Origin of the sequence: Streptomyces lothianensis, assembly GCF_047779955.1 — a bacterium.
Taxonomy (GTDB): domain Bacteria; phylum Actinomycetota; class Actinomycetes; order Streptomycetales; family Streptomycetaceae; genus Streptomyces.
In genome coordinates, this window is sequence record NZ_JBLMKT010000041.1 from 86,833 (window position 1) to 99,659 (window position 12,827).

The 12,827-nt window shown below is 72.7% G+C and carries 8 protein-coding genes; 3 read left to right on the forward strand and 5 right to left on the reverse strand.

Annotated features, from left to right (window positions below):
- Window positions 1-34: 34 nt before the first annotated feature.
- A complete protein-coding gene (gene cobT / locus ACLF6P_RS15070) occupies window positions 35-1,177 on the reverse strand; it encodes a nicotinate-nucleotide--dimethylbenzimidazole phosphoribosyltransferase (protein ID WP_415950766.1) in 1,143 nt (380 codons plus the stop codon).
- A 161-nt stretch (window positions 1,178-1,338) separates the two neighbouring features.
- On the opposite strand from cobT, the gene ACLF6P_RS15075 reads away from it, so the two are divergent.
- Window positions 1,339-2,538, forward strand: coding sequence for an RNA-guided endonuclease InsQ/TnpB family protein (locus ACLF6P_RS15075; protein WP_415950767.1), 1,200 nt, complete (start codon window positions 1,339-1,341; stop codon window positions 2,536-2,538).
- A 426-nt stretch (window positions 2,539-2,964) separates the two neighbouring features.
- Here ACLF6P_RS15075 and ACLF6P_RS15080 read toward each other — a convergent pair whose 3' ends face one another.
- Complete coding sequence (locus ACLF6P_RS15080; RefSeq protein WP_415950768.1) at window positions 2,965-3,480, reverse strand: GNAT family N-acetyltransferase; 516 nt, start codon at window positions 3,478-3,480, stop codon at window positions 2,965-2,967.
- Window positions 3,481-3,990: 510 nt separating this feature from the next.
- Here ACLF6P_RS15080 and ACLF6P_RS15085 point away from each other — a divergent pair.
- Window positions 3,991-9,855, forward strand: a complete 5,865-nt coding sequence (locus ACLF6P_RS15085) for an SDR family NAD(P)-dependent oxidoreductase (RefSeq protein WP_415950769.1) — start codon at window positions 3,991-3,993, stop codon at window positions 9,853-9,855.
- A gap of 84 nt (window positions 9,856-9,939) precedes the next feature.
- Here the strand turns inward: ACLF6P_RS15085 and ACLF6P_RS15090 are convergent, their stop codons facing one another.
- Entirely contained in the window at window positions 9,940-11,139 is a 1,200-nt protein-coding gene (locus ACLF6P_RS15090) for a bifunctional adenosylcobinamide kinase/adenosylcobinamide-phosphate guanylyltransferase (protein WP_415950770.1), read from the reverse strand.
- 113 nt (window positions 11,140-11,252) lie between these two features.
- On the opposite strand from ACLF6P_RS15090, the gene ACLF6P_RS15095 reads away from it, so the two are divergent.
- Window positions 11,253-11,495 carry a hypothetical protein gene (locus ACLF6P_RS15095; RefSeq protein ID WP_415950771.1) on the forward strand — a complete coding sequence of 81 codons (243 nt, stop codon included), beginning with the start codon at window positions 11,253-11,255 and terminating at the stop codon, window positions 11,493-11,495.
- A 161-nt stretch (window positions 11,496-11,656) separates the two neighbouring features.
- Here the strand turns inward: ACLF6P_RS15095 and pspAA are convergent, their stop codons facing one another.
- Together pspAA and ACLF6P_RS15105 are read right to left on the reverse strand one after the other, a co-directional pair.
- Entirely contained in the window at window positions 11,657-11,935 is a 279-nt protein-coding gene (gene pspAA / locus ACLF6P_RS15100; protein WP_415950772.1) for a PspA-associated protein PspAA, read from the reverse strand.
- Between the two features lie 48 nt (window positions 11,936-11,983).
- Window positions 11,984-12,781, reverse strand: a complete 798-nt coding sequence (locus ACLF6P_RS15105) for a PspA/IM30 family protein (protein WP_415950773.1) — start codon at window positions 12,779-12,781, stop codon at window positions 11,984-11,986.
- Between the last annotated feature and the right edge of the window lie 46 nt (window positions 12,782-12,827).

A 12,827-nucleotide genomic window follows, 5' to 3' on the forward strand; every position in this document is an offset into this window, starting at 1 on the left:
AAATGGGCGCTGTGCGGTGCGGGGTGACGGACGCTCAGACGGTGTCCGCGACCTTGGTGTCGGTGTCGGTGTCGGTGCTGGTGCCGGTATCGGTATCGGTATCGGCGTCCTCGGCCGTGGGCGCGGGCGCCGCTTCGGGCACCGGGAGCTCGGCCGCCAGAGCCGCCGCCGCCTGGACGAGCGGCAGGGCGAGCAGCGCGCCCGTGCCCTCGCCCGCCGTGACACCGTGCGCGAGCAGCGGGTCGAGGGCGAGACGGTCGAAGGCCTTCGCCTGCCCCGGCTCGCCACTCGTCTGTCCGGCCAGCCACCAGTCGGGCGAACGGAACGCGATCCGCTGGGCCACCAGGGCCGCGGCCGCCGTGACCACGCCGTCCAGGATCACCGGCGTATGCCGGACCGCGCTCTGCAGCAGAAAACCGGTGAGCGCGGCGAGATCGGCGCCGCCGACCGTCTGCAGGAGAGTGAGTTGATCGCCCAGTACGGGACGGGCGCGGCGCAGCGCGTCACGGATCGCGGCGCACTTGCGCATCCACGCCAGATCGTCGATGGGGCGGCCGCCGCGGCCCGTCACCACTGAGGCGTCGGTGCCGCAGAGAGCCGCGATCAGGACCGCGGCCGGGGTGGTGCCGCCGACGCTGAGATCGCCGAGTACGACCAGGTCCGTGCCCGCGTCGGCCTCCTCGTCGGCGATCGCCATACCGGCGCGGAAGGCAGCCTCGGCCTCCTCGGCCGTGAGGGCGTCCTCGACGTCGATCCGGCCCGATCCGCGTCGGACGTGGTGACCTGCGGTCTCGGCGGGGAGTGTGCCGGGCTCGCAGTCCAGGGAGATGTCCGCGACGCGCACGGGTACGCCGGACTGGCGGGCGAGTACGGCGACGGGGCTCGACCCGTCGAGTACGGCGCGCACCAGATCCTGCGCGCTGCCGGGGCGCCGTACGGAGACGCCGGCCTCGGCGATGCCGTGATCGCCCGCGAAGAGCAGCACCTTGGGGTGGCGGACCGGCCGCACCGGAACGGCGCCCTGTGCGGCGGCGAGCCAGCCGCCGAGGTCGTCGAGGCGGCCGAGCGCGCCGGGGGGTACGGCGAGGCGGCCGCGGCGCTCCTCGGCATCGCGGCGTACGCCCCCGTCGGGGCGCTCGACCAGATCGGCGAAGTCATCGAGATTCAGCGCGCTCATCGGCGTCTCTCCTCCGTGGATACCCCGTCCTTTGCGGCGGGGAGCAAACGAAGCTCCTGTGGAGCAGGGCGGGGAAGGTCGAGTTCGCCGCCAGGGTGGAGCCGGCGACTTTCCTCAACCAACGGAACTCTGTCACAAGCTGATGGGCTAGCATGTGAGCCGTGAAGGCCGTTCCTGTGAAGCGGGCTTTCAAGTACCGCTTCTATCCGACCGATGCTCAGGCGGCTGAGCTGTCGCGCACGTTCGGCTGCGTGCGGAAGGTCTACAACCTGGCGCTCGCGGCGCGCACGGAGGCGTGGGCGCGGCAGGAGCGGGTGAACTACAACCAGACGTCGGCGATGCTGACGGCCTGGAAGAAGACCGAGGAGCTCGCGTACCTCAATGACGTCTCCTCCGTGCCGTTGCAGCAGGCCCTGCGGCACCTGCAGACGGCGTTCCATAACTTCTTCAGCAAGCGGGCGAAGTACCCGCGCTTCAAGTCGAAGAAGAAGTCGCGGAAGTCGGCGGAGTACACCACCAGCGCCTTCCGATTCCGCGATGGCTGGCTGACACTGGCGAAGATGACTCGGCCGCTGGACATCGTCTGGTCGCGTCCGCTGCCGGAGGGTGCGTCGCCGTCCACGGTGACCGTGTCGCAGGACGCGGCCGGACGCTGGTTCGTGTCCCTGCTGTGCGAGGACCCCACCGTCCAGCCGCTGCCCGCCACCGGCACGGCGGTCGGTATCGATATGGGCCTGGACCACCTGCTGACCCTTTCGACCGGTGAGAAGGTCTCCAACCCCCGGCACGAGCGCCGCGACCGCGACCGTCTCGCCAGGGCCCAGCGTCAGCTTGCCCGCAAGGCCAAGGGGGACGGGGCGAACCGGGCCAAGGCGCGTCGGAAGGTGGCCAAGATCTACGCCCGGATCGCCGACCGCAGGCGTGACCACCTGCACAAACTCACCACTCGGCTCGTTCGTGAGAACCAAACGATCGTGATCGAGGACCTCGCCGTTCGGAACATGGTGAAGAACGGCAGTCTGGCCCGCGCCATCTCCGATGCCGCCTGGTCGGACTTCCGGAACATGCTGGAGTACAAGGCGGCCTGGTACGGCCGAGAAGTGATCGCGATCGACCGCTTCTTTCCCTCCTCCAAACTGTGCTCCGCCTGCGGCACCTTGCAGCGCAGGATGCCGCTCACCGTCCGCACCTGGACGTGCGACAACTGTGGCACGACCCATGACAGGGACGTGAACGCGGCGAACAACATTCTGGCCGTCGGGCTGACGGCGTCTGTCTGTGGAGCCGGTGTAAGACCTCAACGGAGCGCTCCGGGCGGGCAGTCGGCGGCGAAGCAGAAAACCCCACGGCGCGAGCCGTAGGAACCCCCCCTCCTACTGGGAGGGGGAGGGAGTCAAGCGGGTGAACGTTACCGGGCCGGGGGGCACCCCGATCGTCCCGGGTCCGCGAGCAAGAGCTCAGCGAACCCGGCCGATTCGAGTCCCCACATGCGCTGCCAACCTGAGCGTCGTGCGAGGGAGACCGGAGTGGTCTCCCTCGCACGGCAGGTCGGGCTGTTAGGGCCTGCCTGGAGTTCCCCCGCGGCGTCGCGGCGCCTGGCACCTCCCCCAAGCTCTTCGAGCAGGGGGTACCCCCGGCCTCCTGCGTTGTCGTCAGTCGCCATGTTCCCCAAGCTCTCGGCTCCGCTCGAGCAGGGGAGGCCCCATTCGCCATGACTCCCTCCTCCGCCTTGGATTCGACGGCGCCAGGCGTCGCTCCTTGCTCCACGGGGGAACTCCAGACACGCCCTAGATGCCGAAGGGTGCTGCGTAGCGGACGGTGCCGCTGGGGAGTGGGTGGGTCTCGTCCAGGGTGAGGGCCATCATGGCCTCGTCCGGGACGTCAATGGTCAGGCCGATGCCATGAGTTGAGGCGCGGGTGAAGCCGAAGCGCGGGTAGTACGTCGGGTGTCCAAGGACGGTGACGTAGTTCTCGCCCATGCCCTTGGCGGCCTGGAGGGCGGCGCGGATGGCGGCCGAACCGGCGCCGCTCTTCTGGTACTCGGGCCGTACGGCGCACGGGGCCAGGCACAGGCCCGGGGTGTCGCCGATGTGGCAGCGGGTCAGCAGGGCGTGGCCGACGGGGGTGCCGTCCGCGCCGGTGGAGACGAGGGAGAGGCCGTCGATCCAGGAGGAGTCGGCGCGCAGGGCGTCGACGAGGTCGGCCTCCATCGGCGTCTCGAACGCGGCGAGGTTGATCCCACGGATGGCGGCGATGTCGGCGCCGGTCTCGGCGCGGGTGATCCAGTTGCTGTGGGTACGCATGACGGGATGAATCCGTTTCATGGTGAGGTTCGTGCAGGGGAATGCCGCGCGAGCTCACGCTCTCAGCGGGGCAGGGATGACGAGGTCAGACCGTCGCCCGGGACGTGAGGGCGGTCCGGGCGCTGCGCATCGCAGTGGCCTTAAGCGCGGCCATCAGCCCCACCTCCCTTTCATCCTCAACCTGGATCAACACGAACTCGTCGAACGTACCACACGCCCGGGTGCTCGCCCTTCGAATTGAAGGCGGGTTCCAGTCTGGCCCTGCGTCCGACAACTCGTTGACGTCCTATCCAGTCGCCGCAGGCCAGCGAGCTGCACACGACTAGCTTCGCCGTCAAAGGACATCGCATTACGCCGCTGCCCCATGGCGCGGGTGTGGGTGGGGTCGGGGTGGTTACGCCATGCGAAGCACCCGACCGGGGGGTCTGGGCGTGGCGGTCGGGGGATCACTGTGGGGGCGGGTTGAGTTGGATTGTCGTATTACGTGCCCGGAACAGAGGAGCCCGCTCCGTGACGCAGACTCTCATCGGTGTCAGCCCGTTCGGTGAGCCCAACGTGCGTCTCGCCGCCGCCGTTTCCCGAGCCGGCGGACTCGGGGTCCTCGACCTCGGCAGCGGCGGCCCCGAGGCCCGCGAGGCCCTCGCGCTCGCCCGCCGCCAGTCGCCCGGGACCTTCGGTGTCCGCATCGGGGCGCGCTGCACCCTGCAGCCGGAGGCGCTGCGCGACTCCGCAGGCCCGCACACCGTCCTCCTCGCCCCCGACGCCCCCTGGAGCGCACGCCAGTTCCCCACCCACACCGTGCTCGCGGAGGTCCGCAGCGCCGCCGAGGCCGCACGCGCGGTGCGCGAGGGTGCCGCTGGACTGGTCGTACGGGGCAGTGAGTGCGCGGGCCCCTGCGGCGAGCTGTCGACGTTCGTCCTGCTGCAGCAGGTGCTCGCCGACCTCGGCGGCACCGTCCCCGTATGGGCCTGCGGCGGCATCGGCCCGCACACCGCGGCCGCCGCCGTACTCGCGGGCGCGGAGGGCGTCGTACTCGACGTCCAGCTCGCGCTGCTCGGGGAAGGGGAGGGAGAGGCGGCCGGCGAGAGCGAGGGTGCGGACGTGGGCGTGGGTGCGGGCGTGGGCGTGGGTGCGCTCGCTCCCGACATCGCCACCCTGCTCCGTGCCGCCGACGGCAGCGAGACCGTCGTCGTCGGCGGCGAACGCGTACTCGACCGCCGCCGTCCCGGACTGCCCCCGGCCCTGCACGGGAGCGGTTTCCTGCCGCTCGGTCAGGACGCCTTCCTCGCGGCCCGGTTCGCCGACCGCTACGGCACCGTCCCCGCCGCGCTCGCGGCCCTCACCCGGGCGATCGACGAGGCCGTACGCACCGACCCGGCCGCCCTGCGCGGAGGCAGCGGCATGTGCCGCGCGCTCGGCACCACGCTGCCCATCGCCCAGGGGCCCCTGACCCACGTGAGCGACCAGGCCCGCTTCGCCGAGGCCGTCGCGGACGGCGGCGCGCTGCCGTTCCTCGCGCTCGCCCTCGCCGGGCCCGAGCAGACCCGCACGATGCTGGAGCGGACCCGCGCCGCGCTCGACGGCCGCCCCTGGGGTGTCGGCCTCCTCGGTACGGCGCCCGAAGCGGTTCGTACCGCCCAGCTCGATGCCGTACGCGCACTGCGTCCCAGCCACGCCGTCATCGAGGGCGGCCGCCCCGAACAGGCCGCCGCACTCGAAGCGGACGGCATCGCCACGTTCCTGCACGTCCCCTCGCCCCGACTGCTCGAGGACTTCCTGGCGGCAGGCGCGCGACGGTTCGTCTTCGCGGGGGCGGAGGGCGGCGGGGTGGTCGGGGCGCTGGGCAGTTTCCCGCTGTGGGAGGCCCAGCTTGCCGTACTGGAGGACTTCCTGGCCGCCGGTCGGGAGAGCCGGGATGGCCTGGATCCGGCCGAGCTGCAGATCCTCTTCGCGGGCGGAATCCACGACGAACGCTCCGCCGCGATGGTTGCCGCCCTCTCCGCGCCGCTCGCCGCGCGCGGCGTCTCCACCGGGGTCCTGATGGGGACCGCGTATCTCTTCACCGAGGAGGCCGTGAGCCGCGGTGCGATCCGGCCGCGGTTCCAGGAGGCCGTGCTGGACGCCAGGTCCACCACACTCCTGCACACCGCACCCGGGCACGCCACCCGCTGCGTACCCAGCAGGTTCACCGCCGCGTATCCCTCGTACCAGGACGACCTGCGGGAACAGGGTGTGCCGGAGCGGCAGGCCCGGCAGGAGCTGGAACGGCTGATCGCGGAACGGCTGAGGATGGCCGCCAAGGGCATCGAACGCGCCGGCGAGGAACTCGTCGACGTGGACGAGCAACGCCAGACCGCCGAAGGGCTCTTCGCGGCCGGCGAGGTGGCGGCACTGCGCGCGACGACCACGACGGTCGCCGCACTGCACGACGGGGTCGCCGAACGGGCGGCGGACTTCTACGCACGGCGCGTACGAGGGCTTCGCACGGGTGCGGTGACCGAGGCCCCGCCTGCGAACGGACCCACGGCCGCGTCCCCGACCGCACCCGAGCACGCGACGGCAACTCCGGCCGAGGCACCGGTGGCGTACGGCATGGGGTCCTTGTACGGCACGGGGTCCTCATACGGGGCCGAGCCCGAGCACGGCACCGAGCCCGCGCACGGGGCGAGCGAGCCCGAGCCCTCGTACGGGCCGCCCGAGACTGCGGATGCGGCCGCGACGGGGGCTCCGCCGGCCCCTGAACCGGTAGCCGGGACGGGCTCTGAACCGGCACCCGGGACGGCCCCTGAACCGGCACCCGGGACGGGCTCTGAACCGGCGTCGGAGGTGACGCTCCCCGCGCCGGACGTCGCTGTCGTCGGCATGTCCGCGGCCCTCCCCGGGGAACCGGGGCTCGACGCGGAGGTACGGGTCCACCTCGCGGAGCCGACCGACGCGCCGGCGCCCTTCGCCGAGCGGGTCGAGGCGATGTACGAGGCGGGGGCGCGCGTCTTCGTCACGGCCGGGCCCGGCACGGAGCTCACCGTCCGGGTCGGCCGGATCCTGGGCGAACGCCCCCACACGGTCGTGCCTTTCGAACCCGGCGCCGAGGCCGGGCTGCGCGGTCACGTCGAAGTGCTGGCACGCCTGTTCGCTGCCGGAGTGGCGGTCACTCCGTCCCGCCCGCACCTGAACGCCGGGCCCACGCCCGCCACTTCGCTGGCCGAGCCCACCCTCGCCACTTCGGGTGCCGAACCCGCCCCCGTTCCCGTGGGGGCCAAGCCCACACCTGCTTCCTCGCGGGCCGAGCCCCGCTCCGTCGCCCCGCTCGCCGAGCCGCCCCGTGCGGCCGACGACCACCCCGACCGCACGGCCACCGGCCTCCCCCGGCGCCCGACTCGCCACCACCCGACAGCGAGTCCGGCAGCTTTCTGGCTCCCGGCGACCGCGGCGACTCCCGTGGTCTCGGCGCCCGCGACCGACCCGGGGGTCTGGACGCCCGGGACGCCCGCGGGGATTTCGGTCCCTGTGCCGGGTCCGGAGTCTGCACCTGCGCCGGACCTCACGGTCCCGGCCCCTGCGACGACCTCAGCTCTCCCGGCCCCTGCGACCGGACTCGGGGCTGCGGAGCCCGGCTCGGAGCTCGGGGACTCTGCGCCCGAGGCAGATTCCATGGTCTCAGCGATCTCAGCGATCTCAGCGATCTCAGCGATCTCGGCGATCTCGGCGGGCCTCGCGGCTTCCGTGGATGTGCCGGAGGCTGAGATGGCGGAGCCGGCGCATGGCCCTGAGGCCGCAGAGCCTGCGGCAGACCTCGCGGACTCGGCGCCTGTGACGGACCCCGAGGTCTCGGAGCACGAGGCAGATTCCATGGTCTCGGCGATCCCGATGAGCCTCGCGTTTCCCGTGGATGCGCCAGGCCCTGGGACGGCGGAACCCCTGCTTGGCCCCGAGGCCTCCAGGCCTGCGGCGGTCCCCGCAGTCCCGGCGCCCGCGACGAACCCCGCGGACCCCGCACCCACGACAGGCACCGAGGCTTCGCTGCCCGAAGCGGGGCCTGAGGCCTCGTCATCTTCTGCAGACGGCATCGAGGGCGCCTTCGCCCCGGACGGCCTCCTCGTCGGCGACCCCACCGAGGACCCCGCCTGGATCACCCCCGCGCCCGTCACTCCCGGGGCGGACGGAGCCCCGAACGCCACAGCCGCCGACCCGCACGCCGCTCCCGCTGCCATGGAGCCCACCGCCGTACGGCCGGTGCCCGCCCATCCGGTACCGCAGCCGGGCGCCGAGCCCGTACGCGAGGAGGAAGCGTCTCCCGTACGCGAGCAGGACGCGTCCCCCGTACGACGACAGGACCTCACCCCCGTACGACCGCAACCCACCCAGCCGCAGGACGGCGAGCAGCCGGCGGGGCCCACCGCACCGGAGCTGCCCCGGGCCTCCGCGGGCGCTGACCGCCTCACCACCCCGGACCAAGCCCTGGGAACTGCACACCTAGACGCCTCGGCCGCCCCGGCTGCCCAACCCGAACTCGCGCCCGACCCGGCCGCCACGGCCGCGGTCGCCCAACCCGCGCAGGCATCCGACCCAACCACCCCTGACCAGCCCGACCAGCCCCTCTTCGCGACGGCCCCGACCGGTCCGGAGCTGTCCGAGGAGTCCGTATCCGAGGTGGACCCGACCAGCTCTGATCGCGCTCCCGGGACCACCTCCGCAACTGATCCCACCGGCCCGGAACCGGCTCCGGAGCGAGCCCCCGCCGGGGAGCCATCTGCCCTGCGTCAGCCCTCCGAACCGGCCCGCGCCGAGGACCGCACGTCCACAGCCCCCACCACCCCGGACCTGAGCTCCTCCACCACCGAACCAGACGCCGCCTCTTCCTCCACCGAACCAGACGCCGCCTCTTCCCCCACCGAACCCGCCGCCCCCTCCTCCACGCCCACCGAACCCGCCCCAACCCTCACCACCCCCAGGCGCTACCTCCTCACCCCCACCCCCCTCACCAACGCCCCTGCCCCCCGAACCGGATCCGCCGCCGATGTGCGGGGACGGCGGTTTCTGGTGGTCGGGGACGGGAGTGCCGTGGCGCAGGCGGTGGTGACGCGGCTGACCGTGCTGGGGGCCGTTGCGCTGAGGGGCGTCGACGGCGGCGGGGTCGACGGGGTCGTGCATGTCGGGGCGCTGGGGGAGGGCGCCGGGCCCGTGCTGCCGGACGCGTTCCCGCTGTTCCGGGACGCCCTGCGCGGCGGCGCCCGCTGGCTGCTCGCCGTGCACGACGGCAACGACGCCTGCGGACTCGCCGGCTTCTTCCGTACGGTCGCCCGCGAGCATCCCGACACCATCGCCCGGAGCGTGGAGGTGGACCCCGCCCGCGGGCCCGCCGAGCAGGCCGAGGTGATCGTCGAGGAACTGCTCGCGCCCGACCGGGAGCCCGTCGTTCTGCGCGCCACCCCGTCGGAGGGCATCGGCCGCGCGCGGCGCGAACGCTTCGGGCTCTCCCCGCAGGCCCAGGATCTCGGCGCCCAGGCCGAGACGGGCGCCGCCGCCGCGGCGAGCGCCCTCGGGCTCGGCCCGGATTCCGTGGTCCTCCTGGCCGGCGGCGCCCGAGGCATCACCGCCCGCTGCGCGGTCGCCTTCGCCGCCGCCGCACGCTGCCGTATCGAGCTGCTCGGCCGGACCGAACTGCCGCAGTTCCCGGATGAGTTCACGGACGCGCGCGATCCGGCGGCGCTGCGTGAGGCGCTGAGCGGGCGTGGTGGCCTCGGCTCCGACGAGGTCGAGCGGGCCGTCCGCCGGATCCTCGCCCAGCGCGAGATCGAACGCACCCTCGCCGAGATCCACGACGCGGGCGGTACGGCCGGTTACCGCGCGGTCGACCTGCGGGACGCGGCGGCCGTACGGCAGGCGGTCAAGGAGACGTACACGACGTACGGACGGATCGACGGCGTCGTGCACGGTGCCGGCGCCACCGAGGACCGGCTGCTCGTCGAGAAGGACGAGGACTCGTTCCGGCGGGTGTACGGGACGAAGGCCGACGGCGCGCGGATCCTGCTCGCCGCCCTGCACCGGATGCCGCAACTGCCGCGTTTCACCGTCCTGTTCGGCTCGCTCGACGCCGTACTCGGCAACCGCGGCCAGGCCGATCACACCGCGGCGGACGACGCCCTCGCCCGGCTCGGCCGCCGCTGGCTGCATGCCACCGGCACCCGCACGCTGACCGTGCACTGGGGGCCGTGGGCGCCGGTGGGAGGGCGTGGCGGCGAGTTGGCGCGCGCGTACGCACGGCGCGGGACCGAGGTCATCGCCCCCGAGGCGGGCACGCTCGCCCTCCTGCGTGAACTGGCCTGGGGCGCGATGGAGACGGACGAGGTCGTGTACACGGCGTCCGGCTGCTGAGAGCGGCGAGTACACGGCGTCCGGCTGCTGACAACGGCGCGTGCTGCGGGGGGGGGTGAGGCGGGGTGCGAACGAAACCCCGCCTCACCCGCGCAGCACCATCACCTGCCCCGCCACCACAAGCAGCACATGCTCGCACTCACCCGCGAACGCCGCGTTCAGCCGCCCGAGTTCATCGCGGAAGCGCCGCCCCGAAGCGGTCGCGGGTACGACACCGGAGCCCACCTCGTTCGAGACCGCCACGACCGTCCGGTCCGACTGGCGTACCGCGTCCACCAGTTCGGCCACATGCTCGCGCAGGGCGCGGTCGCCGCCCGCCGCCCACTTCGCGTCGTCCCAGGCCTCGACCTTGTCCATCGCGTCGGTGAGCCACAGCGACAGACAGTCGATGAGCAGTGGCGGCCCGTCCTCCTGCAGCAGCGGCACGAGATCGCAGGTCTCCGTCGTACGCCATGAGCCGGGCCGGCGTTCGCGGTGCAGCCTGATCCGCTCGGCCCATTCCGAGTCCCCGCCGCGCACGCCACCCGTGGCCACGTACACGACCTCCGGGAACGACTCGAGCCTGCGCTCGGCCTCCACGGACTTGCCCGATCGCGCCCCGCCGAGCACCAGCGTGCGCCGCGGCAGATCGGGTACGGCGTGGTACTCGCCGACCACGACCGTCGTACCGTCGCGCACGGCCCGCGCGCCCGCCGCGGCGAGCCGGCGGTCGAGTTCGGGCCCGGGCGGGGTGTCGTGGTCGATGTGGACCGCGAGGACGTCCGTGGTCGCTGTCACGGCGCCGCCCGCCCGCAGCTTCGCGAGGGCGTCCGGGCGGCCGAGCACGTCGGCCACCACCATGTCGTACGGCTGTCGCCGCTCGGCCACCCCGGAGGGCGCGGTACCGGGCGGCAGATACAGCACCGACTCGCCGTCGGGGCCCGTGACCTCGTAGCCCGTGCCGGGGGAGTCGAGGGAGATCGCCCGTACCCGGTGTCCCTCGAGCAGCGCCAGCTCACGCCCGTCGGGTACGCGTCCGGCGGTCGGGAGTCCGGCCGGGTGCTCGACGGCGGGGCCGTCATGCGGGTGCGAGAGCAGTACCTGCTGCACTCCGGCGAGGGAGTGGCCGGAGCGGGCCGCGGCGAAGGCGGCACCCGGGGTGAGGTCGAGCAGGAGGACACCGTCCACGAGGACCGCGGTCGCCGCGCGCGCGTACGCGCCGAGCGCCGCGGCGCAGGAGGCGCAGGGGCAGCCGGGCCGGGGCAGGCCGGCGGGTGCGCCGGTGCCGAGCAGAGTCATTTCCACAAGGCGATCCTCCCGCGTCCTCCGCGCTGATGCGCGCCCGGTTAGGCTGCTCTTCGGCCTGGTGGCCCTGTCACTTGGCCCTCGGATGCTGTGACGGATCTTTGGAGGCTGGCGTGAGCGCATGGACGTGGCGGTTCGAGAAGGCCGATGGCACCGAAGTGGAACCGGCCGTGGCGCCCGAGGAGTTCACGACGCAGGGCGATGCGGAGTCCTGGATCGGCGAGCACTGGAAGGACCTCCTGGAGGGCGGCGCGGACCAGGTGCATCTCTTCGAGGATGCCACGAGCATCTACGGGCCGATGAGCCTGCACGCGGACACCGAAGCCGAGTCCGGCGAGGCCGCCGGGGCCGAGTGACCCGGGGCCTGCCCGGAGGCGCGGGCGGTCCATGACCGCCCGCCCCCGTGACTGCCCGCCCTGCCATATGCCATCGGCCCCCGCCGCAGCGGGGGCCGATGGCATATGGCAGGTGTACACGGTGTGGACAGGACCGAGCCGCCGTGGCGGGACGCAGGCCGTCAGCCGGGGATGAGCCCGTCGTCGCTCAGCAGCTCGCGGACCTCTTCGAGGCTCGCATCCGGCGGAGGCAGGATCAGCTCCGACGGCTGCAGCTCGTCGTCCGCGAGCGGCTCCCCCAGTTCGCGGACCTTGTCGAGGAGCGCGTGGAGGGTGACGCGGAAACCGGGCCCGTCGCCGTTCTCCATCTCCTCCAGGAGCTCGTCGTCCAGCTTGTTCAGCTCGGCGAAGTGGCTGTCGGCCAGCTTCACCTGACCCTCCCCCATGATCCGTACGATCATGTTGCTCTCCTCCTGAGATCCTGAGCCTGAGCCTGAGGCAGGGGGTGCCTACTGCTTGTCGAAACGGGGGGTGTCCTGCGGCTGCTGTGTCTGCTGCTGGCCGTTCGCCCCGCCTTCGAGTGCCTGCTGCTGCGGCGAGCTGCCGCCGGCCAGTTCGGCCTTCATACGGGCCAGCTCCAGCTCCACATCCGTACCGCCGGAGATCCGGTCCAGCTCGGACTGCAGATCGTCACGGGCGAGACCCGAGGCGTCGTCGAGGGCGCCGGAGGCGAGCAGCTCGTCGATCGCGCCGGCCCGGGCCTGCAGCTGCGCCGTCTTGTCCTCGGCGCGCTGGATGGCCGTACCGACGTCGCTCATCTCCTCGGAGATGCCCGAGAAGGACTCCGCGATCCGGGTCTGCGCCTGGGCCGCGGTGTAGGTGGCCTTGATGGTCTCCTTCTTCGTGCGGAAGGCGTCCACCTTGGCCTGCAGGCGCTGCGCGGCGAGGGTGAGCTTCTCCTCCTCGCCCTGCAGCGTCTGGTGCTGCGTCTCCAGGTCCGTGACCTGCTGCTGCAGCGCCGAGCGCCGGGAGAGGGCTTCGCGGGCCAGGTCCTCGCGGCCGAGCGCGAGCGCCTTGCGGCCCTGGTCCTCCAGCTTGGAGGACTGCGACTGCAGCTGGTTGAGCTGCAGCTCGAGGCGCTTGCGGCTGGTGGCCACGTCGGCAACGCCGCGGCGCACCTTCTGCAGCAGCTCCAGCTGCTTTTGATACGAGTAATCGAGGGTCTCGCGCGGGTCCTCGGCCCGGTCAAGGGCCTTGTTCGCCTTCGCGCGGAAGATCATCCCCATACGCTTCATGACACCGCTCATGGGCTTCGCGCGCCCCCTTCTTGACTGATCCAGCCGACTGTCCGCT